The 23,230-nt window shown below is 61.9% G+C and carries 21 protein-coding genes; 7 read left to right on the top strand and 14 right to left on the bottom strand.

From position 1 onward, the window contains the following. Positions 1 to 4 precede the first annotated feature (4 nt). The 11 genes from PspCFBP13509_RS17530 to PspCFBP13509_RS17480 all read right to left on the bottom strand — a co-directional run bounded on the left by PspCFBP13509_RS17530 (position 5) and on the right by PspCFBP13509_RS17480 (position 12,273). On the bottom strand, positions 5 to 598 hold the full coding sequence (locus PspCFBP13509_RS17530) for an aminodeoxychorismate/anthranilate synthase component II (protein ID WP_137212407.1): 594 nt from the start codon (positions 596 to 598) through the stop codon (positions 5 to 7). 10 nt (positions 599 to 608) lie between these two features. Further along, entirely contained in the window at positions 609 to 2,090 is a 1,482-nt protein-coding gene (gene trpE / locus PspCFBP13509_RS17525) for an anthranilate synthase component I (protein WP_027605896.1), read from the bottom strand. A gap of 70 nt (positions 2,091 to 2,160) precedes the next feature. Further along, the gene (locus PspCFBP13509_RS17520) at positions 2,161 to 2,979 is read right to left on the bottom strand and encodes a phosphoglycolate phosphatase (protein ID WP_065925377.1); all 819 of its coding nucleotides are present in this window, start codon (positions 2,977 to 2,979) and stop codon (positions 2,161 to 2,163) included. Further along, the gene (gene rpe / locus PspCFBP13509_RS17515; protein ID WP_065925378.1) at positions 2,976 to 3,650 is read right to left on the bottom strand and encodes a ribulose-phosphate 3-epimerase; all 675 of its coding nucleotides are present in this window, start codon (positions 3,648 to 3,650) and stop codon (positions 2,976 to 2,978) included. Before rpe ends, PspCFBP13509_RS17520 begins: the two co-directional genes overlap by 4 nt. An 84-nt stretch (positions 3,651 to 3,734) precedes the next feature. Continuing rightward, entirely contained in the window at positions 3,735 to 4,883 is a 1,149-nt protein-coding gene (locus PspCFBP13509_RS17510) for an iron-containing alcohol dehydrogenase (RefSeq protein ID WP_137212406.1), read from the bottom strand. A 116-nt stretch (positions 4,884 to 4,999) separates the two neighbouring features. Then, a complete protein-coding gene (locus tag PspCFBP13509_RS17505; RefSeq protein WP_017739612.1) occupies positions 5,000 to 5,824 on the bottom strand; it encodes an ABC transporter permease in 825 nt (274 codons plus the stop codon). A gap of 12 nt (positions 5,825 to 5,836) precedes the next feature. Next, complete coding sequence (locus PspCFBP13509_RS17500) at positions 5,837 to 7,069, bottom strand: ABC transporter permease (protein WP_065925380.1); 1,233 nt, start codon at positions 7,067 to 7,069, stop codon at positions 5,837 to 5,839. A 139-nt stretch (positions 7,070 to 7,208) separates the two neighbouring features. Beyond that, positions 7,209 to 8,249: an ABC transporter substrate-binding protein gene (locus PspCFBP13509_RS17495; protein WP_065925381.1), complete on the bottom strand. Its 1,041-nt coding sequence runs from the start codon at positions 8,247 to 8,249 to the stop codon at positions 7,209 to 7,211. Between the two features lie 43 nt (positions 8,250 to 8,292). After that, entirely contained in the window at positions 8,293 to 9,405 is a 1,113-nt protein-coding gene (locus tag PspCFBP13509_RS17490) for an ABC transporter ATP-binding protein (protein ID WP_065871779.1), read from the bottom strand. A gap of 225 nt (positions 9,406 to 9,630) precedes the next feature. Next, a complete protein-coding gene (locus tag PspCFBP13509_RS17485) occupies positions 9,631 to 10,260 on the bottom strand; it encodes a response regulator (RefSeq protein ID WP_027605903.1) in 630 nt (209 codons plus the stop codon). Positions 10,261 to 10,278: 18 nt separating this feature from the next. Beyond that, entirely contained in the window at positions 10,279 to 12,273 is a 1,995-nt protein-coding gene (locus PspCFBP13509_RS17480; RefSeq protein ID WP_074847764.1) for a PAS domain-containing sensor histidine kinase, read from the bottom strand. Between the two features lie 77 nt (positions 12,274 to 12,350). Here PspCFBP13509_RS17480 and PspCFBP13509_RS17475 point away from each other — a divergent pair, with 77 nt between their 5' ends. Then, positions 12,351 to 13,325: an alpha/beta hydrolase family protein gene (locus PspCFBP13509_RS17475; RefSeq protein WP_065947453.1), complete on the top strand. Its 975-nt coding sequence runs from the start codon at positions 12,351 to 12,353 to the stop codon at positions 13,323 to 13,325. A gap of 44 nt (positions 13,326 to 13,369) precedes the next feature. Here PspCFBP13509_RS17475 and PspCFBP13509_RS17470 read toward each other — a convergent pair whose 3' ends face one another. From PspCFBP13509_RS17470 to PspCFBP13509_RS17460, 3 genes are read right to left on the bottom strand one after another with little or no spacing between them, the layout of a single operon-like run. Next, positions 13,370 to 14,137, bottom strand: a complete 768-nt coding sequence (locus PspCFBP13509_RS17470) for a TerB family tellurite resistance protein (RefSeq protein WP_065925384.1) — start codon at positions 14,135 to 14,137, stop codon at positions 13,370 to 13,372. A 1-nt stretch (position 14,138) separates the two neighbouring features. Continuing rightward, positions 14,139 to 14,813: an N-acetylmuramate alpha-1-phosphate uridylyltransferase MurU gene (gene murU, locus PspCFBP13509_RS17465; protein WP_065925385.1), complete on the bottom strand. Its 675-nt coding sequence runs from the start codon at positions 14,811 to 14,813 to the stop codon at positions 14,139 to 14,141. Continuing rightward, complete coding sequence (locus tag PspCFBP13509_RS17460; RefSeq protein WP_065947455.1) at positions 14,810 to 15,835, bottom strand: aminoglycoside phosphotransferase family protein; 1,026 nt, start codon at positions 15,833 to 15,835, stop codon at positions 14,810 to 14,812. Before PspCFBP13509_RS17460 ends, murU begins: the two co-directional genes overlap by 4 nt. Positions 15,836 to 15,965: 130 nt before the next feature. Between PspCFBP13509_RS17460 and PspCFBP13509_RS17455 the strand changes: the two genes are divergently transcribed. The 6 genes from PspCFBP13509_RS17455 (at position 15,966) to PspCFBP13509_RS17430 (ending at position 23,224) form a co-directional block, all read left to right on the top strand. Then, complete coding sequence (locus PspCFBP13509_RS17455) at positions 15,966 to 18,779, top strand: LPS-assembly protein LptD (RefSeq protein ID WP_065925387.1); 2,814 nt, start codon at positions 15,966 to 15,968, stop codon at positions 18,777 to 18,779. Continuing rightward, a complete protein-coding gene (locus tag PspCFBP13509_RS17450) occupies positions 18,754 to 20,094 on the top strand; it encodes a peptidylprolyl isomerase (RefSeq protein WP_027605910.1) in 1,341 nt (446 codons plus the stop codon). Before PspCFBP13509_RS17455 ends, PspCFBP13509_RS17450 begins: the two co-directional genes overlap by 26 nt. Beyond that, positions 20,091 to 21,080 (top strand): 4-hydroxythreonine-4-phosphate dehydrogenase PdxA, encoded by a 990-nt coding sequence (gene pdxA, locus PspCFBP13509_RS17445; RefSeq protein WP_074847768.1) that lies wholly within the window; start codon positions 20,091 to 20,093, stop codon positions 21,078 to 21,080. Before PspCFBP13509_RS17450 ends, pdxA begins: the two co-directional genes overlap by 4 nt. After that, a complete protein-coding gene (gene rsmA, locus PspCFBP13509_RS17440) occupies positions 21,077 to 21,889 on the top strand; it encodes a 16S rRNA (adenine(1518)-N(6)/adenine(1519)-N(6))-dimethyltransferase RsmA (RefSeq protein WP_065925389.1) in 813 nt (270 codons plus the stop codon). Before pdxA ends, rsmA begins: the two co-directional genes overlap by 4 nt. 103 nt (positions 21,890 to 21,992) lie before the next feature. Then, positions 21,993 to 22,373, top strand: a complete 381-nt coding sequence (apaG, locus tag PspCFBP13509_RS17435; protein ID WP_027605913.1) for a Co2+/Mg2+ efflux protein ApaG — start codon at positions 21,993 to 21,995, stop codon at positions 22,371 to 22,373. Continuing rightward, positions 22,373 to 23,224, top strand: coding sequence for a symmetrical bis(5'-nucleosyl)-tetraphosphatase (locus PspCFBP13509_RS17430; RefSeq protein WP_137212405.1), 852 nt, complete (start codon positions 22,373 to 22,375; stop codon positions 23,222 to 23,224). The genes apaG and PspCFBP13509_RS17430 overlap by 1 nt, the downstream gene beginning before the upstream one ends. Positions 23,225 to 23,230: the final 6 nt, after the last annotated feature.

The following is a 23,230-nucleotide window of genomic DNA, read 5'->3' as shown; positions in this document are numbered from 1 at the left end:
GTCCTTAGCGCGTGCCGCCGCTCTGCTTGAGAAAGTTGGCGAACAGCCCGTAGCCCTGCTCGGTCAGGATCGATTCAGGATGAAACTGCACCCCTTCGATATTCAGTGTCTTGTGACGCAGGCCCATGATCTCGTCGACGGAGCCGTCTTCCAGCTGGGTCCAGGCGGTCAGCTCCAGGCATTCCGGCAGGGTTTCGCGCTTGACCACCAGCGAGTGGTAGCGGGTCACGGTCACCGGGTTGTTGAGTGCCTGGAATACGCCCAGGTCTTTATGGAATACCGGGCTGGTCTTGCCGTGCATCACCTGGCGCGCGCGCACCACATCACCGCCAAAGGCCTGGCCGATGGATTGATGGCCCAGGCAAACGCCCAGGATCGGCAGCTTGCCGGCGAAGTACTTGATGGCCTCGAGGGAGACACCCGCCTCGGTCGGCGTGCAGGGGCCCGGAGAAACCACGATGCGCTCCGGGTTCAGGGCAGCGATTTCGGCCACGGTCAGTTCGTCATTGCGAACCACCTTGACCTCGGCGCCCAGCTCCCCCAGGTACTGCACAACGTTGTAGGTAAAGGAATCGTAGTTATCAATCATCAGCAACATGGGGGAAACCTCAAGAATTGGGGGTCTGTTCAGCCAGCGCTACAGCGCGGAACATCGCGCGGCGCTTGTTCAGGGTTTCTTCCCATTCGAGGGCCGGCACCGAGTCGGCGACAATCCCGCCACCGGCCTGCACGTGCAGCTCCCCGTCCTTGATCACCGCCGTGCGAATCGCAATGGCGGTGTCCATGTTGCCGTTCCAGGCGAAATACCCCACGGCGCCGCCATAGACACCGCGCTTGACCGGTTCCAGTTCGTCGATGATTTCCATCGCGCGGATCTTCGGCGCCCCCGACAAGGTGCCCGCCGGCAGAATCGCCCGCAACGCGTCCATCGCAGTCAGCCCGGCTTTTAACTCGCCGGTGACGTTGGACACGATGTGCATCACGTTGGAATAACGCTCAATGACCATCTTCTCGGTCAACTTCACCGAGCCGATTTCCGAGACACGCCCGGTGTCGTTACGACCCAGGTCGATCAGCATCAGGTGTTCGGCGATTTCCTTGTCGTCGCTGAGCAGGTCTTCTTCGAGCGCCAGATCCGCTTCTTCGGTCGCGCCACGCGGGCGTGTGCCGGCAATCGGGCGCACGGTGATCAGGTTGTCCTCGACACGCACCAGCACCTCCGGCGAGCTGCCCACTACGTGGAAGTCGCCAAAGTTGAAGAAGTACATGTACGGCGTCGGGTTGAAGCAGCGCAGCGCCCGGTACAGGTCGATGGGCGCCGCCTTGAAGTCGATGGACATGCGTTGCGACGGCACCACCTGCATGCAGTCACCGGCGAGGATGTATTCCTTGATGGTATCGACCGCGCGCTCATAGTCATCCTGGGTAAAGCTGGAGCGGAACACCGGATCAGCCGCCGGCGGACGGCTGAGGTCCAGGCCGCGACGCGGGGTGATCGGCTGGCGCAGCTTTTCCAGCAGCGCTTCGAGGCTGGCCTGGCCTTGCTCGAAGGCGTCGGCCTGGGACGGGTCGGCGAGCACGATCGCGTGCATCTTGCCGGCGAGGTTGTCGAACACCACCACCGCGTCGGAGACCATCAGCAGAATGTCCGGCACGCCCAGCGGGTCAGGATTCGGGCATTTGCCCAGGCGTTTTTCCACATAGCGCACGCAGTCATAGCCGAAGTACCCCACCAGGCCGCCGTTGAAGCGCGGCAGGCCAGGGATGGTCGGCACGTTGTAGCGCGCCTTGAAGGCTTCGACGAAGGCCAGCGGGTCTTCGACCTCATGACTTTCGATCTCGACACCATCATGGGTGATGCTCACATGATGGTCGTGCACCCGCAGCACAGTGCGGCATGGCAGGCCGATGATCGAGTAACGGCCCCATTTCTCGCCGCCCTGTACCGACTCCAGCAGGTAGGAGTTGGGCTGGTCGGCCAGCTTCAGGTAGATCGACAACGGCGTGTCGAAGTCGGCCAGGGTTTCGCAGGCCAGGGGGATACGGTTATAGCCGGCAGCGGCCAAACGCAGGAATTCTTCGCGGATCATGGGGTGCCTCGTGGCGTGAGGGTCTAACAGTCAGGTATGCAAACGTGCCGCATGGCGCGGCCAGGATCAGTCAGGCGCGCCAACGCCAGCGGGCCAGGGCCTTGATGACTTTCATCCAGAGTTTGCGAGTGACCACCACGATGGAATTTCCAGAAGGGGACGGATCGATGTCGGGCAACGTTATCTCAGCGCCAGCTCCCAAGCAACCGGGGATTAGCAGTCTCAGGTCATCAATCACCAGCGACGGCGACTCTTCGGCGATCGGACGACCATGGTTGTAGCCGTAACTCAGGGCCACGCACTGCACGCCGGCCGCTTTCGCCGCCAGCACGTCACTGCGTGAATCGCCGACAAACAGCGACTGGGACGCCGGAATATTGGCCATTTTCATCACGAAAAACAGCGCCGCCGGGTCGGGTTTCTTCTGCGGCAAGGTATCGCCACCAATGATCCAGCGGAAATAACGGCCAATTTTCATCTGGTCCAACAGCGGCGCGACAAAGCGCTCCGGCTTGTTGGTGATCAGGGCCATTTCCACGCCCTGCTTGCTCAGCCATTTGAGAGTGTCGCGTACGCCGGGGTAGACCACGGTCAGTTCGTGGCTGCGTTCATAGGCTGCGTTGAACAGTTCCAGGGCGTGCTCGGCCTCAACCTCATCGACACCTTCGGCATCGATGTGATTGGCCAGGGCCCGGCGCACCAGCATCGGTGCGCCATTGCCGACCCACTCGCGTACCGACGCAAGCCCCGCCGGCTTGCGCCCCAGCTTGAGCAGCATTTCGTCCACCGCCGCCGCCAGGTCTGGCACCGAGTCGATCAAGGTACCGTCCAGATCGAACATCACCAGCCGTGGCAGTTTGCCGGGGAACAGCTGCTCAAAGCCGCTCATGAACGCGCCAGCGCCAATTCGGCGCGCATCTTGGCGATGACTTCCTGATAGTCCGGGGCGTTGAAGATCGCCGAGCCGGCCACGAAGGTGTCGGCGCCGGCGGCCGCGATTTCACGGATATTGTTGACGTTGACCCCACCGTCGATTTCCAGGCGGATGTCGCGGCCCGACGCATCGATCAGCGCACGGGCTTCGCGCAGCTTGTCGAGGGTACCGGGGATGAACTTCTGCCCGCCGAAGCCCGGGTTGACGCTCATCAGCAGCACCATGTCGACCTTGTCCATCACGTACTTGAGCACGTCCAGCGGGGTGGCCGGGTTGAACACCAGGCCGGCTTTGCAACCGCCCTCGCGGATCAGTTGCAAGGTGCGGTCGACGTGCAGAGAGGCTTCCGGGTGGAAGGTGATATAGGTCGCGCCGGCGTCAACGAAGTCACCGATGATGCGATCCACCGGGCTGACCATCAGGTGCGCATCGATCGGCGCGGTGATGCCGTACTTGCGCAGCGCCGCACAGACCATCGGACCGATGGTCAGGTTGGGCACGTAGTGGTTGTCCATGACATCGAAGTGCACGAAGTCGGCACCGGCGGCCAACACCTTGTCCACTTCCTCACCCAGGCGGGCGAAATCGGCGGAGAGAATCGATGGAGCAATAACGAAGGGCTGCATGACGCACCTTTTTTGAGCTAAATCACGATGGCGCGCATTGTATACCTCATGCTTTGCCCTGCGCACCGTGACCTAACTCAACGGCTAGTACGCCGCCCGATAGATTTTCTCGATATCGGCCGCGCTGAGCTTGCGCGGGTTGTTACGCATCAGGCGCTCGATACCCGCCGCTTCCGTGGCCATGGCCGGGATGGCGTCTTCGGGAACCCCGAAACTGCGCAGGCCGGAAGGAATCTCCACGGCGGCACACAATCGCGTCATCGCCTCGACGGCCTGGTCGGCGGCATCGTTGACACTCAGGCCGCTGACATTCACGCCCATGGCCTGGGCAATGTCCTGCATGCGCTCGACACAGGCCAGTTTGTTCCAGTGCATCACATAGGGCAGCAACAGCGCATTGCTGACGCCATGGGCGATATTGAACCGCCCGCCCAGCGGGTAGGCCAACGCATGCACTGCGCCCACCCCGGCATTGCCGAAGGCCATGCCGGCCATCAGGCTGGCGGTGGCCATATCGTCGCGGGCCTGCAGGTTGGCCGGGTTGGCGTAGGCCTTGGGCAGCGCCTTGGCGATCAGCTTGATCGCACCGATGGCCAGGGCATCCGTGATCGGCGAGGCATTCAGGGAAAGGTAGGACTCAATCGCATGCACCAGCGCATCCACGCCACTGGCAGCGGTGACGCTGCGCGGGCAGGTCAGGGTCATTTGCGGGCTGATCAGCGCGACGTCCGGCAGCAGGTAGTCGCTGACGATGCCCTTCTTCAACTGCGCGACCTTGTCGGAGAGGATCGCCACATTGGTCACTTCCGAGCCGGTGCCGGCGGTGGTCGGGATGGCGATCAGCGGCGGGCCCTTGCGCGGCACCTGGTCGACGCCAAATAAGTCCGCCAGGGCGCCGTGGTAACCGGCATAGGCGGCAACGCTCTTGGCAATATCGATGGCACTGCCGCCGCCCAGGCCGATCAGGCCGTCGTGGCCACCGTCGCGGTACGCCTGCATGCAGTCTTCGACGATGGAGATTTCCGGGTCGGGCAGCACGCGGTCGAAAATCTCGTAAGGGCGCTCACCCAGGTGTTCGAGTGCCAGCGCCACCGTGCCTGACTTGACCAGCGCCGCATCGGTGACAATCAACGGGTTATCCACATCCAGGCGCGTCAGCTCGGCGGCGAGTTGCTCAATGGCGCCAGCGCCAGTCAGCAGTTTGTGGGCGATCTTGAATGAGGAAGTATTCATGTGCGCGGCCTCTTATCGGTGATGGGCTGGCACAAGAGTAGCTGACTGGATCGGGTTGTCTTCCATTCAGGCGCTGAATGGTCACAGCCCCCCTGTGGGAGGGGGCTGTGTGGGCTTTAGACCTGGGCCGTGCGCAGTTTCTCGCTACGCCCACGCAGCCACTCCAGGGTCAGCAACAGCAACACCGAGAAGGCAATCAGCAAGGTCGCCGCCGCCGCAATCGTCGGGCTGAGGTTTTCGCGGATGCCGCTGAACATCTGGCGCGGCAGGGTCGCTTGCTCGGGGCCGGCGAGAAACAGGGTCACCACCACCTCATCGAACGAGGTCGCGAAGGCAAACAGCGCGCCGGAGATCACCCCCGGTGCAATCAACGGCAAGGTTACCCGGCGAAACGCCGTCAAAGGCGAGGCACCCAGGCTGGCCGCGGCCCGTACCAGGTTATGGTTGAAACCCTGCAAGGTCGCCGACACGGTGATGATCACAAACGGCACCCCAAGCACCGCATGCACCACGATCAGCGAGAAGAAACTGTTGCCCAGGCCCAGTGGCGCAAAAAACAGGTAGCTGGCCACACCGATAATCACCACCGGCACCACCATCGGCGAAATCACCAGGGCCATCACCAACGCCTTGCCGGGGAAATTCCCACGGGTCAGGCCGATCGCCGCCAGGGTGCCGAACACCATGGCCAATACCGTGGCGGCCGGGGCCACAATGATGCTGTTCTTCAGCGCACGCATCCATTCCGCCGAGGCGAAGAAATCCTGGTACCAATGCAGCGAGAAGCCTTGCAGCGGATACACCAGGAAACTGCCGCTGTTGAACGACAGCGGGATGATCACCAGCACAGGCAAGATCAGGAACAACAGGATCAAGCCGCAGAGGATCCGCAAGCTGTAGAACCACACCCGTTCCACCGGTGACATATAAGGGCTCAGCATCGCAAGGTCTCCTCAGCTCAGGCGCAGGCGGCTGGCGCCCACCAGCCGGTTGTAGATCAGGTACAGCACCACGGTCGCCAGCAGCAGCAAGCCGCCCAACGCCGTCGCCATGCCCCAGTTGATGCTGGTGTTGGTGTAGAAGGCCACGAAGTAGCTGACCATCTGGTCGTTCGGGCTGCCCAGCAGTGCCGGGGTGATGTAGTAACCAATCGCCAGGATGAACACCAGCAGGCAGCCGGCGCCGACACCGGCATACGTCTGTGGGAAGTACACGCGCCAGAAGCTGGCGAACGGGTGACAGCCCAGGGAGATCGCCGCACGCATGTAGGTGGGCGAGATGCCTTTCATCACGCTGTAGATCGGCAAAATCATGAACGGCAGCAGGATATGCACCATGGAGATGTAGACCCCGGTGCGGTTGAACACCAGCTCCAGGGGTTTGTCGATCAGGCCCATGCCCATCAGCGCACTGTTGATAAGCCCGCCGGATTGCAGCAACACGATCCATGCCGCCACCCGCACCAGGATCGAGGTCCAGAACGGCAGCAACACCAGAATCATCAGCAGGTTGCTTTTGCGCGCCGGCAGGTTGGCCAGCAAATACGCCAGCGGATAAGCCAGCAGCAGGCAGATGGCGGTGATCACCAGGCCCATCCAGAAGGTGCGGGCGAAGATGTCCAGGTAGATCGCCTGGTCCGGGGTGGCCGGGGCCACTTCGCCAAGGTCGTCGATGCGATGATCGACGGCCGCCAGCAGGTAGAACGGCGTCAGGCTGCTGGTATTGCGCCGGATCGCCTGCCAGTACGCCGGGTCGCCCCAGCGTTCGTCGAGGTTTTCCAGCGCTTCTTTATAAGAGCCAGGCGCCTCGGTAAACGGCAGCGCCCGCGCGGTTTTGGTCAGCAGGCTGCGATAGCCGGCCAGTTCCATGTTCAAGCGTTTGGACAGGTCGCCCAGGGTTTGGTTTTTGCGTGCCTCGCCCAAGTCCTCACTGAGGGCCTGGTACACCGGCTCACCCGGCAGACCACGACCGTCCCAGGCCGTCACCGCCACTACGGTACGCGGCAGACCGCCCACCACTTCCGGGTTGCCGACGCTTTTAAACAGCAGCGCAACAATCGGCACCAGGAACACCAGCAGCAAAAACAGCACCAGCGGCGCAATCAAGGCCTGGGCCTTCCAGCGATTGAGCCGCTCGGCACGCGCCAGGCGCTGCTTGAGGGTGGGGCCAGGAATGGCGATATCCATGGCAAACTCCGATTCAGAAAATGAATGCAATAACCTGTGGGAGGGGGCTTGCTCCCGATGACGGTGGGTCAGTCAGCACATGTGTCGCCTGACACACCGTCATCGGGAGCAAGCCCCCTCCCACAAGGGTTAGGCGGTGTTATTTAGCAGCCCAGGAGTTGAAGCGCTGCTCGAGCTGTTCACCGTTATCCGCCCAGAAGCTCACGTCGATCTGCACCTGGTTGGCGATGTTTTCCGGCGTAGTCGGCATATCCTTGAGGATGTCCTTGGCCAGCAACGGTACGGCTTGGGTGTTGGCCGGGCCGTAGGCGATGTTTTCCGAGTAGGTCTTCTGCTGCTGCGGCTGCACCGAGAAGGCGATGAATTTCTTCGCCGCTTCGGCACGCTCCTTGGACAGCCCTTTAGGGATGGCCCAAGCATCGAAGTCGTAGATGCCGCCGTTCCACACCACTTTCAGGTTGCTTTCTTTTTGCACCGCGGCGATGCGGCCGTTGTAGGCCGAGCTCATCACTACGTCACCCGAGGCCAGGTATTGCGGCGGTTGTGCGCCGGCTTCCCACCATTGGATCGAGGGCTTGAGTTCGTCGAGTTTCTTGAACGCACGGTCCTGGCCATCTTTGCCGGCCAGCACTTTGTACACGTCCTTCGGTGCAACACCGTCGGCCATCAAGGCGAATTCCAGGGTGTACTTGGCGCCCTTGCGCAGGCCGCGCTTGCCCGGGAATTTCTTGGTGTCCCAGAAATCCGCCCAACTGGTTGGCGCAGAAGCCAGTTTGTCCGCGTTGTAGGCCAGAACGGTCGACCATACGAAGAAGCCCACGCCGCACGGCTGGATCGCGCCCTTCACGTAGTCGGCGCTGTTGCCAAACAGTTTCGGGTCCAGCGGCTCGAACATGTCTTCGTCACAGCCACGGGACAACTCCGGCGACTCCACCTCCACCAGGTCCCAGGACACGCTCTTGGTGTCGACCATGGCTTTCACCTTGGCCATCTCACCGTTGTACTCGCCGGCGACGATCTTGCCGTTGCCCGCGCTTTCCCAAGGCGCATAGAAAGCCTTGACCTGTGCAGCCTTGTTCGCACCGCCAAAGGACACGACGGTCAGGTCCGGGCCAGCCATGGCCTGTGTCGCGCCCATCAAGCTCAGGGCCAGGACGGAATATTTCAGGGATCTCAACATTGTTGTTCTCTCCACGTGCAGGGTTGGTGAAGCCATGGGGCGATCAATTCGCCTCTAGAAGTGGGTCGAGTGCGCGAACGTGCTCGACTTGCCAGCCAATCGGTACCACGTCGCCGACCGCCAACGCCGGGTCCAGCTCGGCGATCGGTTGTTTCACAAAAAAATCGGCCTTGCCGCAGACTTCCAGGCGCACGCGCACGTGGTCGCCCAGGTAGATGAATTCCGCCACCCGCCCGGAGAAACGGTTGACGCAGCTTTCGCTGGAGCCATTGAGGCTGACACGCTCAGGGCGCACCGACAGGGTCACCGGACCGCCGATCTGGCCGACGTTCACCGCCAGCGCCTCGACCTTCTCGCCGCGCGCCAGCTCCACCACGCAACGCTCGCCGGTATGGCTGTGCAGGCGACCATTGAGGCGGTTGTTTTCACCGATGAAGTTGGCGACGAAGGTGTTCTTCGGCTCTTCATACAAGGTGCGTGGCGCAGCGATCTGCTGGATCTCGCCCTGGTGGAACACCGCCACGCGGTCGGACATGGTCAAGGCTTCGCCCTGGTCGTGGGTCACGTACACCACGGTCACGCCGAGGCGCTGGTGCAGGTGCTTGATCTCCATCTGCATGTGTTCGCGCAGTTGCTTGTCGAGGGCACCGAGGGGTTCGTCCATCAACACCAGTTGCGGTTCAAACACCAACGCCCGGGCCAAGGCCACACGCTGTTGCTGGCCGCCGGACAGTTGCGCCGGGTAACGCTGGGCAAAGGCATCGAGCTGGACCATGCTCAGCACGCGTTTGACCCGCTCGCTGATATCGGTCTTGCTCAAGCCCCGCACCGACAGCGGGAACGCGAGGTTCTCCGCAACGGTCATGTGCGGGAACAGCGCGTAGTTCTGGAACACCATGCCAATGTCGCGCTTGTGCGGCGGCACGTTGTTGATCGAGCGCCCGGCCAGCTGGATTTCGCCGGCGGTCGGCGTTTCGAAGCCGGCCAGCATCATCAGGCTGGTGGTCTTGCCCGAACCGGAAGGCCCGAGCAGGGTGAGGAACTCGCCCTTGCGAATCTCCAGGTTGAGGTCTTTGACGATCAGGTTCTCGCCGTCGTAGCTCTTCTGCACGCCACGAAAGCTGACCAGCACATCATTTGAATCCACCTCGCTCATACCCGCACCTTTGTGTTTTGGACTGCTGTGGCACAAGCGTAGTCCAGGCGCGAGACCCCGGAAATCGGGGGCCAGGAGAGAATGGCATCAGCCGGATGGAAGGTTTGGGGTAGGGATCGCCCTACACGGATGGCGGGGATGGGACAGGGCAGCGGCAAGAGGCGAGCTGCAAGCGGCAAGAATGGGTTCGGCGGTGTTTTGGGGTTGTCGTTATTGGATATGTGGTTAGAGGAGCTTGTGCTCCATGGCGTACTTCACCAGCTCGGCCAGGGAGGTGATATTCAGCTTTTGCATCAGCCGCGCCTTGTGAGTGCTGATGGTCTTGCTGCTCAACGCCAGTTGCTGGGCGATGTCATTGACGTTGGCGCCCTGGGCCAGGCGCTCGAACACTGAGAATTCACGCTCGGACAGCAGCGAATGCAAAGGCCTTGAATCCGTCAGGCCGACCTCGAAGACCATGCGGTCCGCCAGGTCCGGGTCGATGTAGCGCCCGCCGGCCGCGACCTTGCGAATCGCCATCAGCAGCAGCGCGGGGTCGCTGTCCTTGGTGGCGTAACCCGCAGCACCCACCTTGAGGGCGCGAGCGGCCATTTGCGCCTCATCGTGCATCGACAGCACCAGGATCGCCGGCGGATTGCTCAGCGCACGAATGCGCGCAATCGCTTCCAGGCCATTCACGCCTGGCATCGAGATGTCCAGCAACACCACTTCGCAAGGCACATGGCGCAAGGTCTCGAGCAACTGCTCGCCATTACTCGCCTCCCCCACCACCAGCAGGTCCTTGGCCAGGCCGATCAATTGCTTGATGCCTTCACGAACGATGGTGTGGTCTTCGGCTACCAGTACACGGATCACAAGGGCTTCCTCTTATCGTTATGCATCCAAAGGCACCGTGACACTCAGGGTGGTGCCCTCGCCCAATTGACTGTCCAGGCTCAGTTGCCCGCCCATGATCAGCACCCGCTCGCGCATCCCCACCAGGCCAAACGACACCGGGCGCCCCTGGGCCTGGACGAAACCGACGCCATCGTCGCTGATGGTCAGCCGCAGGTCGGTGCCTTCCACCGCCAGGGTCAGTTCGACAGTATGCGCCTGGGCATGGCGCATCACATTGGTCAGCGCCTCTTGCAGGATACGGAACAGGCCGATGGCCTTGGCATCGCTCAAGGCCGGCAGGTTATCCGGCACTTGCACCAGGCAGGGAATCTGCGTGCGCGCTTCGAAACGCCGCGCCTGCCATTCGATGGCCGAGGCAATCCCGGCATCGAGAATCGGCGGGCGCAGCGCCGTCGCCACGTCCCGCACCAACTGGAACAGTTGGGCGATCAGGCGCTTCATGCTGTTCAAGCGCTCGTGCAGGCCAGGATCCAGTTGCGCGTAGGACAGCTCGCACATGGAGGTTTCCAGCTTGAGCACCGTGAGCATTTGCCCGAGTTCGTCGTGCACTTCCCGGGCGATGCGGGCCTTTTCTTCTTCGCGCACGGTTTCCAGGTGGGCGGACAACTCGCGCAGTTGCGCTTCACTCTGCATCAAGGCGGCCAGGGTGCGGCGCAGTTCGGTGACATCGTTCAGGTAGACAACCAGGTATTCCGCCTCGGCAAATCGCAGAAAGCTCAAGGACACGTTGGCCGGCAGGATGCTGCCATCGGCGCGCAAACAATCGGTGGCGAAGTTCTGCGGCCCCTCTTCGCTGGCCCGTGCGCGCTTCCACAGGTTGAGCCAGCGGTCCATATCCAGGGTCGGGTCGAGGTCGACCAGCGGCCGTTCGATCAGTGCACCGGGCTCGTAACCCAGCATGCTCTCGGCCGCACGATTGGCGTAGCGCACGTGGCTGTCCCAGTTGACCCAGAGGATGCCGACGGTGCTCTGGTCGATGGAAAACTGCGTCAAGCGCAACGCTTCGGCACCGGCGGCACGGGCGGCGCTTTCTTCGCGGGCGGCCAGCAGGTCGTGCTCCAGCACGCGTTGCTGGCGGCGCTGCCAGAACACCACGGCCAGGCTGGCGAGCAGCAACAGGCCGAGCAGCAGGCTGAGGTTCTGCCAAAGGCCTTTGGATTCGGATAAACGTGGGTATTTGGGTTGCAGCCAGCGACTGTGCAGTTGATCCAGGTCGCGGGCCGGGATCGCGCTCAGGGCACTTTCCATGATGCCGGCCAGTTCCGGCCAGTCCCGCCGCGTGGCGACCCGCAGCAATTGCGGCAGGCCGATGTCCCCGACCACCGCCAGTCCGCTGAACTCCGCCTCTGCAGACAAGCGGCTTAATTGCGCTTCATCCACCACGGCATAACGCGCCTGCTGGCTGACCAACAACTGCAAGGCCTGGCGCTCCATGGGCACGCCTTGCAGGTTGAGGCCGGGATAGGTACTACGCAGGTAATCGGCCACAGCACTGGGCATGCGCACGGCAACACGGGATTGATCGTCGAGCTTCTCCAACTCCACGGCACCACCACCCTCGCGGATGCCGACAATGTGTTGAGGCACACGCATATACGGGTCGGTGAACTGCCACAGGCGCAAACCGGCCGGGGTTTGCTGCAGGCCAGGGGCAATGTCCACCTCGTCGTCGCGTACGGCCGCCTCCAACTGCTCCTGATCAGGGAAGTTGCGCCAGGTCAGCTCGATATTCAGTGCCTTGGCCAGCCACTGCATCAACTCGACATTCGCCCCGGACAAGCGCTGCAGGCGTCGGTCGTATTGCGCGTAAGGCGCCTGCAAGACCACGCCCACCCGCAGCTCCGGGTGCCGGGCCAGCCATTCGCGCTGCGGCGCATTCAGCTGCGCCTGCGGTGTGGCGGGCGCGGGGGAAGCGTTGGCCATCAAGGCAAGGCACAAACAGCCGATAACCAGCAGACAGCGAAAACCCATGATCCACGTCTCACATCACTGACAAATACTGACCAACCCATTAGGCTGCTGGAATCACTTCTGGCCGGAAATCAACGATGTCCTATCGAAACCGTTCGGCACTGCCAGCATTGTGCCTGTCACTGCTGTTTACCAGTGCCTTTTCTGTGCAGGCTGAAGACGCACCGGCACCGGCTGCCGAAAAACCCGTCGAACGCCAATCCCTGCCCGAGCGTAGCCAGGAAGAGGCCAGCGCCCTGGAACGCAAAATCCCGCAGCAGGAACAGCAACAGTTGCAGGCCGGCAGTGATTCATTCCTTGCCCTGTGGAAACCGGCCAACAGCGCCGAACCCGAAGGCGTGGTGATTATCGTACCGGGCGCCGGCGAAAATGCTGACTGGCCGCAAGCAATCGGCCCGTTGCGACGTAAATTGCCGGATGCCAATTGGGGCAGCCTCAGCCTGTCGTTACCGGACGTGAGCATGGACACCCTGCCACCGCGCGTCATGGAAGCACCCAACGCCACCGTCGACACCAGCAGTAAAGACGCGAGCACCGCCGACAAGCCGATCGAGCAAGCCGCCAGCGCCGAGGCGGAAGGCACCGACCCGGCGGTGGTCCCGGGTGCAGACGAACAGGACAAGACCGACGCCTCGCGCATCTTTGCGCGCATCGATGCCGCCGTGGCTTTTGCCCAGACCCAGAGCGCACGCACGGTGGTGCTGGTGGGCCATGGCACTGGCGCCTGGTGGGCGGCGCGTTACCTGACTGAAAAACAACCCTCCCAGGTGCAGAAGCTCGTGATGGTTGCCGCCCAGACGCCTGCCGGGCGTCATCCGGATGTGCAACAACTGGCGCCGGCGCTGAAGCTGCCGACGGCCGACGTCTTCTATCAAGACAACGCTCAAGCACGCAATAACGCCCTGGCACGCGCCCAGGCTGCGAAGCGCTTGAAAAATGACGGCTATAAGCAGGTGTCATTGAAGACCCTGCCCGGCAACAGCGCCGCCGAGCAGGAACAGTTGTATCGCCGGGTTCGCGGCTGGTTGAGCCCGCAGGCCAGCGCCGACTGAGGATCAGCACAGAACCAATGTGGTTATCCGTGAAATAGTGGCCTCTAACGAAAATCCCGGCGCTCGCGAATCAACGAATAGGCATTGTGCAATTCACGGGTGCGCTCGGTCGCTTCACGCACTTGCGCGGGGGTGGCGCCACTGCCGGCCACCTTGTCCGGGTGGTGACGGCTCAGCAGGCGGCGATAGGCACGCTTGATGACCGACGGCTCGGTGGTAGCTGTCACGCCGAGCAAGCGCAACGCTTCCTGGTAGGTCGTGCCACGATTGACCAGCGGCTTGCGCTCAGGTGTGTAGTCGGCCGCCAGCGCCTGGAGCTGTTGCGGTGTCCAGCCCAACCACTTCCCCCACAGGTCGATCAAGTCGCGCTCGGCGGCATCCGCCTTGCCGTCCGCCCAGACCATCCGCCAGCACGCCCGCAACACCCCTTCCGCCGCATGGGGCTGGGCCTTGAGCACACGCAGGTAGCGGCGTACACGGTCGGAACCGGATTTGCCGCGGTTGAACGCCGCAATCGCGCGGCGCTGGGCCGATTCGGTCATGTCCAGTGAGCGCATTTCCTGCCGAGCCTGCTGGATATGCCCGTCCACCACACGCCCGTTGCTTTTGGCCAGGCGCCCGAGCAACACAAACAATAACTCGTCATTGCGTAACGCCGGACGCCCGCCCAAGCGCTCGCGCAACTGTGCCCAACTGTGCAGTTGCAGGCGGCGATCCAGCGCCTGCCCCAACAGCGCACCCAACAAGGCCCCCGGAATACTGGCAATGGCAAAGCCAGCCCCGGCGCCGATCAGCGTCCCTGGCCACAACATGCTACTGCCCCGCTGTCAGCAGGGTTTCGACGTGCGCCAGGCGCTCCAGCGTGCCGACATCAATCCAGCGTCCCGCCATGTGTTCCCCCGTTACCAAACCTTTCGCCATGGCCGCACGCAGCAGCGGCGCCAGCTTGAAGGCACCGGCGTTGCAACCCTCGAACAGCCGGGGGTCGAGCACTGAAATGCCACTGAAGGTCAGGTTATCGGCACCGGGCGCCGCATCATGAAGCAAGCCCTGATCAAGGTAGAAATCACCGCCCGAGGGGTGATGTGCCGGGTTGTCGACCATCACTAGATGAGCCAGGCCCTTAAGCGGCTGCTTGAGTCGGGTGAAGTCGTAGTCGGTCCAGATATCGCCGTTGACCACCAGGAATGGCTCATCCCCCAGCAACGGCAGCGCCTGGAAAATCCCGCCGCCGGTTTCCAGCGGTTCGCCCTCCGGGGAGTAGCGGATACGCAAGCCGAACTGCGCGCCATCCCCCAGGTAGCGCTCGATCTGCTGGCCGAGCCAGGCATGGTTGATCACCACATCGGTAAAGCCGGCCTTGGCCAGCGCCTCCAGATGGTACTCGATCAGGCGCTTGCCGCCGGCCTGCACCAGCGGCTTGGGGGTGTGCAAGGTGAGCGGACGCATCCGCTCGCCTTTGCCGGCGGCCAGGATCATGGCCTTCATACGCCGGCCTCTGCGGGCTGGCGCAGGCTGGTCAGTAACTCAGCCAGTTCGCTCAACTCCGGGCGATCGTCCAGCACCGCCTCTATATAAGCAAAGAAGCGCGGTACGTCGGCCAGGTAGCGTGGCTTGCCGTCGCGATGGCAGATGCGCGCAAAGATGCCGATAACCTTGAGGTGGCGCTGCACGCCCATCAGGTCGCTGGCGCGCAGGAAGTCTTCGAAATCCGGTTGTACCGGAATGCCGGCCTGGCCCGCACGCTCCCAGTAGTCGCGCTGCCATTCCCGCACACGGGCCTGGGGCCAACTGAGAAAGGCGTCCTTGAACAGGCAGGTAATGTCGTAGGTGACCGGACCATACACCGCGTCCTGGAAATCCAGCACGCCAGGGTTAGGCTCGCTGATCATCAGGTTGCGTGGCATATAGTCGCGGTGCACCAGCACTTTGGGTTGCGCCAGGGCGCTGTCGATCAAGTGATCGCTGGCACGCTGCCAAAGTGCATGCTGCCGGGTATCCAGCTCGAGACCCAAGTGTCGGCGCACGTACCATTCGGGAAACAATTCGAGTTCACGGCGCAGCAAGGCGACGTCATAGCTGGGCAGTGGTGCGTCCATCGGCAACTGCTGATAAGCCAGCAAGGCGTCAATGGCATCGGCAAACAATTGATCGGCGTTTTCGTCGTTTATCACGTCCAGGTAGGTTTTTCTGCCCAGGTCATTGAGCAAAAGAAAGCCTCGCGGCAAGTCTTGTGCATAAATTTTTGGAACATTTATTCCCGACGTCGACAACAAATAAGCGATATCGACGAAAGGCTTGCAGTTTTCCTGAGGGGGCGGCGCGTCCATTACCACGAAAGTCCGACCGCCGCCTTCCCAACGAAAATAGCGCCTGAAACTCGCGTCGCTGCTGGCCGCGGTCAATGTGGCCGGGGGTACGGCACCCCAGCCTTGAGCGTTGAAAAGGATCGGCAACTGCTCATCCAGCCAGACTTCCAGCTGCTGTAAACGTAGATCTTGCTCGGGCATTACAAGGGTCTCCGACGGCGCTAGCCGTCAAGCGGGTCATGCTTTATTATCACGCATCTTTTTCAGACCATCGAGAGGCGTGCGGCCCAAACCGCGGGCAGATGGCACGCAGGAAGCCCGGACTAATAAGATGGCATTGAAATCCCCCGCGTTTCGTAGAAAATTTCCGTTGCTGGTAACCGGCAGTCTGCTGGTCATGCAACCCTTCGCCACCTCATTCGTGGTCGCCGCGGAACAGTATGACTGCTCAGTCTCTGCTTCGGGTGCCTGGGACTGCGCGCCGAAGACCGCCGCAGCCCCATTGCCACCGCGCCCGGTGCATGACGGCGCAGCCGTCAGCTCGGCCAACAGCACGGCGCAGGCCGACGCTGGCGGCAGTGCCGAAGCCGAGCCGAAGACCGCACTGGTCACCGAGTCCAAGGGCCGTGGCCTGCGTTCGCGCAGCGCCGACTACAGCCACTTGGACTGGGTGCCTCGCGAAAAGTTGACCGCAGCCCAGCTGGCGGAAACCGGTCCCTACTGCGGCGGCGCGTACATCGAGCCAACTCGTCCTGGCATGAACGACAAGACGAACAAGAGCGATGCGCCCACCTTCATCGGTGCCAAGGCCTCTCGTTACGAGCAGGAACAACAAGTCGCAACCCTGGCCGGTGACGTCGTCATGCGCCAGGGCAGCATGCAGCTGGAGTCGGAAGAAGCCAGCCTGTACCAGGCCGAGAACCGTGGCGAGCTGAACGGTAACGTGCGACTGCGCGACAACGGTGCATTGATCGTCGGCGACCACGCCCAGGTTCAACTGGATACCGGCGCGGCGCAGATCGACAACGCCGAATACGTGCTGCACAAGTCGCGTATCCGCGGTAACGCGCTGTATGCCAAGCGCGCCGAAAACGCGATCATCCGCCTCAAGGACGGTACGTACACCACCTGCGAGCCGGACAGCAATGCCTGGCAGCTCAGGGGCAACAACATCACGTTGAACCCGGCCACCGGTTTCGGTACGGCCACCAACGCGACGCTGCGGATCAAGAACATTCCGATCCTGTACACCCCTTACATCTACTTCCCGATCGACGACCGTCGTCAGTCCGGCTTCCTGCCACCGAGCTTCAGCACCGGCGGCGAAACCGGCTTTACCCTGGTCACGCCGTACTACTTCAACCTGGCGCCAAACTACGACGCCACGTTGTACCCGCAATACATGACGAAGCGCGGCATGATGATGGAAGGCGAATTCCGCTACCTCACCAAGTCCAGCGAAGGCCAGTTCGGCGGCGCGTACCTGAACGACGACAACGACGAACGCAAGAAGCAGACCGACTACGAAAAAACCCGCTACATGCTCAATTGGCAGCACAAGGGCGGGCTGGATTCGCGTGTACTGACCCAGGTCGACTACACCACGATCAGTGACCCTTACTACTTCCAGGACCTCAAGTCCTACCAGGAAGGTGTCGAGAGCCGCGACTACGTCAACCAGCAGGGCTCCGTGGCTTATCGCGGTGACACCTTCCAGGCACGCCTGAACCTGCAGGCTTACCAGTTGGCAACGATCTCCCAGGTCACGCCGTATAACCGCCTGCCGCAGATCACCTTCAACGGTACCCTGCCTTATCATCCGGGTGGCTTGAACTTCAGTTATGAGACCGAAGCCGTACGCTTTGATCGCGACCTGGAAAACGGCAATTTCAGCAATGAGAACGGGGACATCGAGCGCCGCCTCGACACTTATGTCCGCGGTCTTACCCGTGCCAATGGCACACGCCTGAACGTAGCGCCGGCTGTCGAGTACCCGATGAACTGGACCTACGGCTTTGTAACGCCAAAGCTCAAGTACGTGTACACCAAGTACGACCTGGACCTGGATAACATCGGCAAGAACCAGATCCTTGTTGATCAGGCTGCAGCAGTGGCAGCCGGTACCCAGTACGCGGGCGGCACCTTCAAGAGCTCCCAGGACCGTGCGGTTCCGGTGGCCAGCGTCGACAGCGGCCTGTATTTCGATCGCAACACCAACTGGTTTGGCAAGGATTATCGCCAGACCCTCGAGCCGCGCGCGTTCTACCTGTACGTGCCGAACAAGGACCAGGCCGATATCCCGGTCTTCGACACCAGCGAATACTCGTTCAGCTACGCGTCCCTGTTCCGCGACAACCGCTTCAGCGGCTCCGACCGTATCGGCGACGAGAACAAGCTGTCCCTGGGCTTGACCAGCCGGTGGATCGAAGAAAACGGTTTCGAGCGTCAACGCGTATCCGTGGGACAGGCTTTGTACTTCAAGGATCGTGAAGTACAACTGCCTGGTATCCTGGCGGCCGACCGTGCCGATGCACAGTCCGACGTATCGCCCGTTGCCCTGGACTACGAGTTCCGCTTCAACCGCGACTGGCGCGCCACTGCCGACTACAACTGGGACACCGAGGAGCACAGCCCTCGTTCCGGTAGCGCGATGCTTCACTACCAGCCGGAAGACAACCCGAACAAGATCATCAACGTCGGTTATCGCTATCGTAACGACCAGGTCGTCTACAACCAGTTGACCGGCAAATGGCAGTTCGGTGGCGACTACGGTCAACCAGGCGATCCGAACTACGTGAAGGATTACTACAAAATCCAACAACACGACTTCTCGATGATGTGGCCGATCATTCCCCAGTGGAACCTGATCACCCGCTGGCAGTATGACTACGCTCGCAACCGTACCCTGGAAGCCTTCGGTGGTTTCGAGTACGACAACTGCTGCTGGAAACTGCGCGTCATCAACCGTTACTGGGTTTCCAACGACGAATACAGCCAGATCGCCCCGCTTAACGAAAAGGGTGACCACGGGCTCTTCCTGCAGATCGTCCTCAAAGGACTCGGCGGCCTGACCGGCGCCAAGGTAGAGAGCTTCCTCGACAAAGGCATTGAAGGTTATCGTGAACGTGAAGACCAAGCTTTCTGATTGTCTGCGCCCGCTAGTGCTGGGCGCGCTGTTCCTGGGCACCGTATCGGCTCACGCTGCGGTTCAGCAACTGGATAAAGTAGTGGCCATCGTCGATAACGACGTGATCATGCAAAGCCAACTGGACCAGCGCGTCAAGGAAGTGCAGCAAACCATCGCCAAGCGTGGCGGTGGCGTGCCACCGACCAGCGTGCTGGACCAGCAGGTACTGGAACGCCTGATCGTCGAAAACCTGCAACTGCAGATCGGCGAGCGTTCCGGCATCCGCATTTCGGACGAAGAACTGAACCAGGCGGTCGGCACCATCGCTCAGCGCAACAACATGAGCATTGATCAATTCCGCGCGGCCCTGGCCCACGATGGCCTTTCGTATGAAGACGCCCGTGACCAGATCCGCCGCGAAATGATCATCAGCCGTGTGCGCCAGCGTCGCGTTGCCGAGCGGGTCCAGGTATCCGAGCAGGAAGTGAAGAACTTCCTGGCCTCGGACCTGGGCAAGATGCAGCTTTCCGAAGAACTGCACCTGGCCAATATCCTGATTCCGACGCCGGACAGTGCCAACTCCGAGCAACTGAATGCGGCGGCGGCGAAAACCCAGGCTATCTATGATCGCCTGAAAGCCGGCGCTGACTTTGCCCAGATGGCCATTGCCCAGTCCGGCAGCGACAACGCCCTTGAAGGTGGTGATATGGGCTGGCGTAAAGCTGCTCAACTGCCACCTCCGTTCGACCGTGAACTGAGTGCCATGGAAGTGGGTGGCATCACCCAGCCAGCCCGCACTCCAGGCGGCTTCATCATCCTGAAGTTGCTGGAACGTCGCGGTGGCGAGACCTCGCTGAAAGACGAAGTGCATGTTCGTCATATCCTGGTCAAACCAAGCGAAATCCGCACCGAGGCCCAAACCAAGGAACTGGCCCAGAAGATCTATGACCGCATCGAAAGCGGTGAAGACTTCGCCACCCTGGCCAAGAGCTTCTCGGAAGACCCGGGTTCCGCCCTCAACGGCGGCGACCTGAACTGGATCGACCCGAAAGCCCTGGTGCCTGAGTTCCAGCAGGTAATGGCCGATACTCCGCAAGGCGTACTGTCCAAGCCGTTCAAGACCCAATATGGCTGGCATGTACTGGAAGTCCTTGGTCGTCGTGCCACCGACAACACCAGCCAGGCCCGCGAGCAGCAGGCGTTGAACGTACTGCGTAACCGCAAATACGACGAAGAGCTGCAAACCTGGCTGCGTCAGATCCGTGACGAAGCCTACGTGGAAAACAAGCTGCCAGGCGCCGAGCAAACAGGCACCGACCAGGCAGCTCCGTGAAACCCCAGCGTTTCGCCGTGACACCCGGCGAGCCGGCCGGCATTGGTCCAGACCTGTGCCTGCTGCTCGCCTCGCACCCCCAGCCGCACCCCCTGATTGCCATTACCAGCCGCGACCTGCTCCTTGAGCGGGCCGCGCAGCTGGGTGTGGTCGTCAGTCTGCTGGACGTGGCACCGGGCAACTGGCCCGACCTGCCGGCGCCCGCCGGCAGCTTGTATGTGTGGGACACCCCGCTGCAAGCCAAGGTCGTTGCCGGTCAACTCGACAAGGCCAATGCGGCGTTCGTCCTGGAAACCCTGACCCGCGCGGGGCAAGGCTGCATCGACGGCGACTTCGCCGGCATGATCACCGCGCCGGTCCACAAGGGCGTGATCAACGAATCGGGCATTGCGTTTTCCGGCCACACCGAGTTCCTGGCCGAGCTGACCAACACCGCTCAAGTCGTCATGATGCTGGCCACACGCGGCCTGCGGGTCGCCCTGGTGACCACGCACCTGCCATTGCGCGACATTGCCGACGCCATCACCGCCGAGCGTGTGGAGCGCGTTACGCGCATCCTGCATGCCGACCTGCAACAAAAATTCGGCATCGCCCAACCGCGCATCCTGGTCTGCGGGCTCAACCCCCACGCCGGCGAAGGCGGACACTTGGGCCATGAAGAAATCGACATCATTGAACCAACCCTGGAGCGTCTGCGCCTGGAAGGCATGGACCTGCGTGGCCCACTGCCAGCAGACACTCTGTTTACCCCCAAATATCTGGAGCACTGCGACGCAGTGCTGGCGATGTACCATGACCAGGGGCTGCCCGTGCTGAAGTACAAAGGCTTCGGCGCCGCAGTCAACGTGACACTGGGCCTGCCGATCATCCGCACCTCCGTCGACCATGGCACCGCCCTGGACCTGGCAGGCAGCGGCAAGATCGATACCGGCAGCCTGCACGTGGCCCTGGAAACCGCCTATCAGATGGCCGAGACCCGTATATGACCGAGCATTACCAACACCGGGCGCGCAAGCGCTTCGGGCAAAACTTCCTGCACGACGCAGGCGTGATCGACCGTATCCTGCGCTCCATCCATGCCAAGCCAGAAGACCGCCTGCTGGAAATCGGCCCGGGCCAGGGCGCGCTGACCCAAGGCTTGCTCGCCAGTGGCGGCCAACTGGACGTGGTGGAACTGGACAAGGACCTGATCCCAATCCTCAACCAGCAGTTCGCCGGCAAGCCCAACTTCAACCTGCATCAGGGCGATGCACTGAAGTTCGACTTCAATACCCTCAACGCCGCGCCTAATAGCCTGCGTGTGGTGGGTAACCTGCCGTACAACATCTCCACACCGCTGATTTTCCACCTGCTGAACAACGCCGGGATCATCCGCGACATGCACTTCATGCTGCAAAAAGAAGTGGTGGAACGCCTGGCTGCCGGCCCTGGTGGTGGTGATTGGGGCCGATTGTCGATCATGGTTCAGTACCACTGCCGCGTCGAACACCTGTTCAATGTCGGCCCGGGCGCATTCAACCCGCCGCCGAAGGTCGATTCGGCCATCGTGCGCCTGGTGCCTCACGCCGTGCTGCCACACCCGGCCAAGGATCACAAATTGCTGGAACGCGTGGTGCGTGAGGCGTTCAACCAGCGCCGCAAGACCCTGCGCAACACACTCAAGGCCCTGCTGAGCAACGCCGAGATCGAAGCAGCCGGCGTCGACGGCAGCCTGCGTCCCGAGCAACTGGACCTCGCCGCGTTCGTGCGCCTGGCCGACCAACTTGCCATCCAGCCTGCGCCAGTCGCCGACTGAAACCCCCAGGCATGGCCAGACACATGTCTGGCCTAGTGCCCACCTCTTGGCCTAGACTGATCCGCATCTGCTGTCCTCCGCTTTTGCTTTTAAGGCCTCTTGCATGTCCGATCCTCGCTACCAGATCGACGTCAGCGTCGTCACCCGCTTCCTCGCGGACCAATCGCAACCTGAACAGAACCGCTTCGCCTTTGCCTACACCATCACGGTGAAAAACAACGGGCAGGTGCCGGCCAAGCTGCTGTCACGCCACTGGGTGATCACCGACGGTGACGGTCAGGTCGAGGAAGTTCGCGGCGCAGGCGTTGTCGGCCAGCAACCGTTGATCGACATTGGCGCCAGCCACACTTACAGCAGCGGCACGGTAATGACCTCCAAGGTCGGCACCATGCAAGGCTCGTATCAGATGAAAGCCACTGATGGCAAACTGTTCGACGCCATCATCAAGCCTTTCCGCCTCGCCGTACCAGGCGCCCTGCACTGATGGCAACGTACGCGGTCGGCGACCTGCAAGGCTGTCTGGAGCCTCTCAAGTGCCTGCTTGAACGGGTGGCCTTCGACCCGGCCAACGATCGCCTGTGGCTGGTCGGCGACCTGGTCAATCGCGGCCCCGAGTCCCTGGAAACGCTACGTTACCTGTATAGCCTGCGGGATTCCCTGGTGTGCGTACTGGGCAACCATGACCTGCACCTGCTGGCGGCCGGCAATAACATCGAGCGCCTGAAAAAGGGCGATACCCTGCGCGAAATCCTCGAAGCGCCAGATCGCGCACAACTGCTTGACTGGCTGCGTCGGCAAAAGATCATGCATTACGACGAAAGCCGCAATATGGCCTTGGTCCATGCCGGTATCCCGCCGCAGTGGACGCTGAAAAAAGCCCTCAAGTGCGCCGCCGAAGTCGAAAACGCCCTGGCCGATGACAGCCTGTACACCGCCTACCTCGACGGCATGTATGGCAACGAGCCAGTGAAGTGGGACAACGACCTTACCGGCGTCGCCCGCCTGCGGGTGATTACCAACTATTTCACACGCATGCGCTTCTGCACCGCCGAGGGCAAGCTGGACCTCAAGAGCAAGGAAGGCGCCGACACGGCACTGCCCGGCTACAAACCATGGTTTGCCCACAAGGAACGCAAGACCCGCGACACCAGGATCATCTTTGGTCACTGGGCCGCCCTTGAAGGCAAGTGCGACGAACCTGGCGTGTTTGCCCTCGACACCGGCTGCGTGTGGGGCGGCGCCATGACCCTGATGAACATCGACACCGGCGAGCGCCACGGCTGCCAGTGCCAACCCACTCTTCCCGTTACCCTGCCGGCTGCAGCCAGGCCATAGGAGCCC

This window comes from Pseudomonas sp. CFBP13509 (assembly GCF_005233485.1).
Classification (GTDB): Bacteria; Pseudomonadota; Gammaproteobacteria; order Pseudomonadales; family Pseudomonadaceae; genus Aquipseudomonas; species Aquipseudomonas marginalis.
The sequence above is the reverse complement of the archived record's forward strand: the minus strand, read 5'-3'. Positions and strand labels throughout refer to the sequence as shown.

What these genes read in the sequence shown, in the direction of transcription:
- PspCFBP13509_RS17430 (WP_137212405.1), top strand. Translation starts at nt 22,373, where the DNA reads ATGGCAACGTACGCGGTCGGCGACCTGCAAGGCTGTCTGGAGCCTCTC.
- rpe (WP_065925378.1), bottom strand. Translation starts at nt 3,650, where the DNA reads ATGCAGCCCTTCGTTATTGCTCCATCGATTCTCTCCGCCGATTTCGCC.
- PspCFBP13509_RS17470 (WP_065925384.1), bottom strand. Translation starts at nt 14,137, where the DNA reads ATGTTGTGGCCAGGGACGCTGATCGGCGCCGGGGCTGGCTTTGCCATT.
- PspCFBP13509_RS17455 (WP_065925387.1), top strand. Translation starts at nt 15,966, where the DNA reads ATGGCATTGAAATCCCCCGCGTTTCGTAGAAAATTTCCGTTGCTGGTA.
- PspCFBP13509_RS17530 (WP_137212407.1), bottom strand. Translation starts at nt 598, where the DNA reads ATGTTGCTGATGATTGATAACTACGATTCCTTTACCTACAACGTTGTG.
- murU (WP_065925385.1), bottom strand. Translation starts at nt 14,813, where the DNA reads ATGAAGGCCATGATCCTGGCCGCCGGCAAAGGCGAGCGGATGCGTCCG.
- PspCFBP13509_RS17475 (WP_065947453.1), top strand. Translation starts at nt 12,351, where the DNA reads ATGTCCTATCGAAACCGTTCGGCACTGCCAGCATTGTGCCTGTCACTG.
- PspCFBP13509_RS17505 (WP_017739612.1), bottom strand. Translation starts at nt 5,824, where the DNA reads ATGCTGAGCCCTTATATGTCACCGGTGGAACGGGTGTGGTTCTACAGC.
- PspCFBP13509_RS17510 (WP_137212406.1), bottom strand. Translation starts at nt 4,883, where the DNA reads ATGAATACTTCCTCATTCAAGATCGCCCACAAACTGCTGACTGGCGCT.
- PspCFBP13509_RS17520 (WP_065925377.1), bottom strand. Translation starts at nt 2,979, where the DNA reads ATGAGCGGCTTTGAGCAGCTGTTCCCCGGCAAACTGCCACGGCTGGTG.
- PspCFBP13509_RS17480 (WP_074847764.1), bottom strand. Translation starts at nt 12,273, where the DNA reads ATGGGTTTTCGCTGTCTGCTGGTTATCGGCTGTTTGTGCCTTGCCTTG.
- PspCFBP13509_RS17500 (WP_065925380.1), bottom strand. Translation starts at nt 7,069, where the DNA reads ATGGATATCGCCATTCCTGGCCCCACCCTCAAGCAGCGCCTGGCGCGT.
- PspCFBP13509_RS17460 (WP_065947455.1), bottom strand. Translation starts at nt 15,835, where the DNA reads ATGCCCGAGCAAGATCTACGTTTACAGCAGCTGGAAGTCTGGCTGGAT.
- PspCFBP13509_RS17495 (WP_065925381.1), bottom strand. Translation starts at nt 8,249, where the DNA reads ATGTTGAGATCCCTGAAATATTCCGTCCTGGCCCTGAGCTTGATGGGC.
- PspCFBP13509_RS17490 (WP_065871779.1), bottom strand. Translation starts at nt 9,405, where the DNA reads ATGAGCGAGGTGGATTCAAATGATGTGCTGGTCAGCTTTCGTGGCGTG.
- rsmA (WP_065925389.1), top strand. Translation starts at nt 21,077, where the DNA reads ATGACCGAGCATTACCAACACCGGGCGCGCAAGCGCTTCGGGCAAAAC.
- trpE (WP_027605896.1), bottom strand. Translation starts at nt 2,090, where the DNA reads ATGATCCGCGAAGAATTCCTGCGTTTGGCCGCTGCCGGCTATAACCGT.
- apaG (WP_027605913.1), top strand. Translation starts at nt 21,993, where the DNA reads ATGTCCGATCCTCGCTACCAGATCGACGTCAGCGTCGTCACCCGCTTC.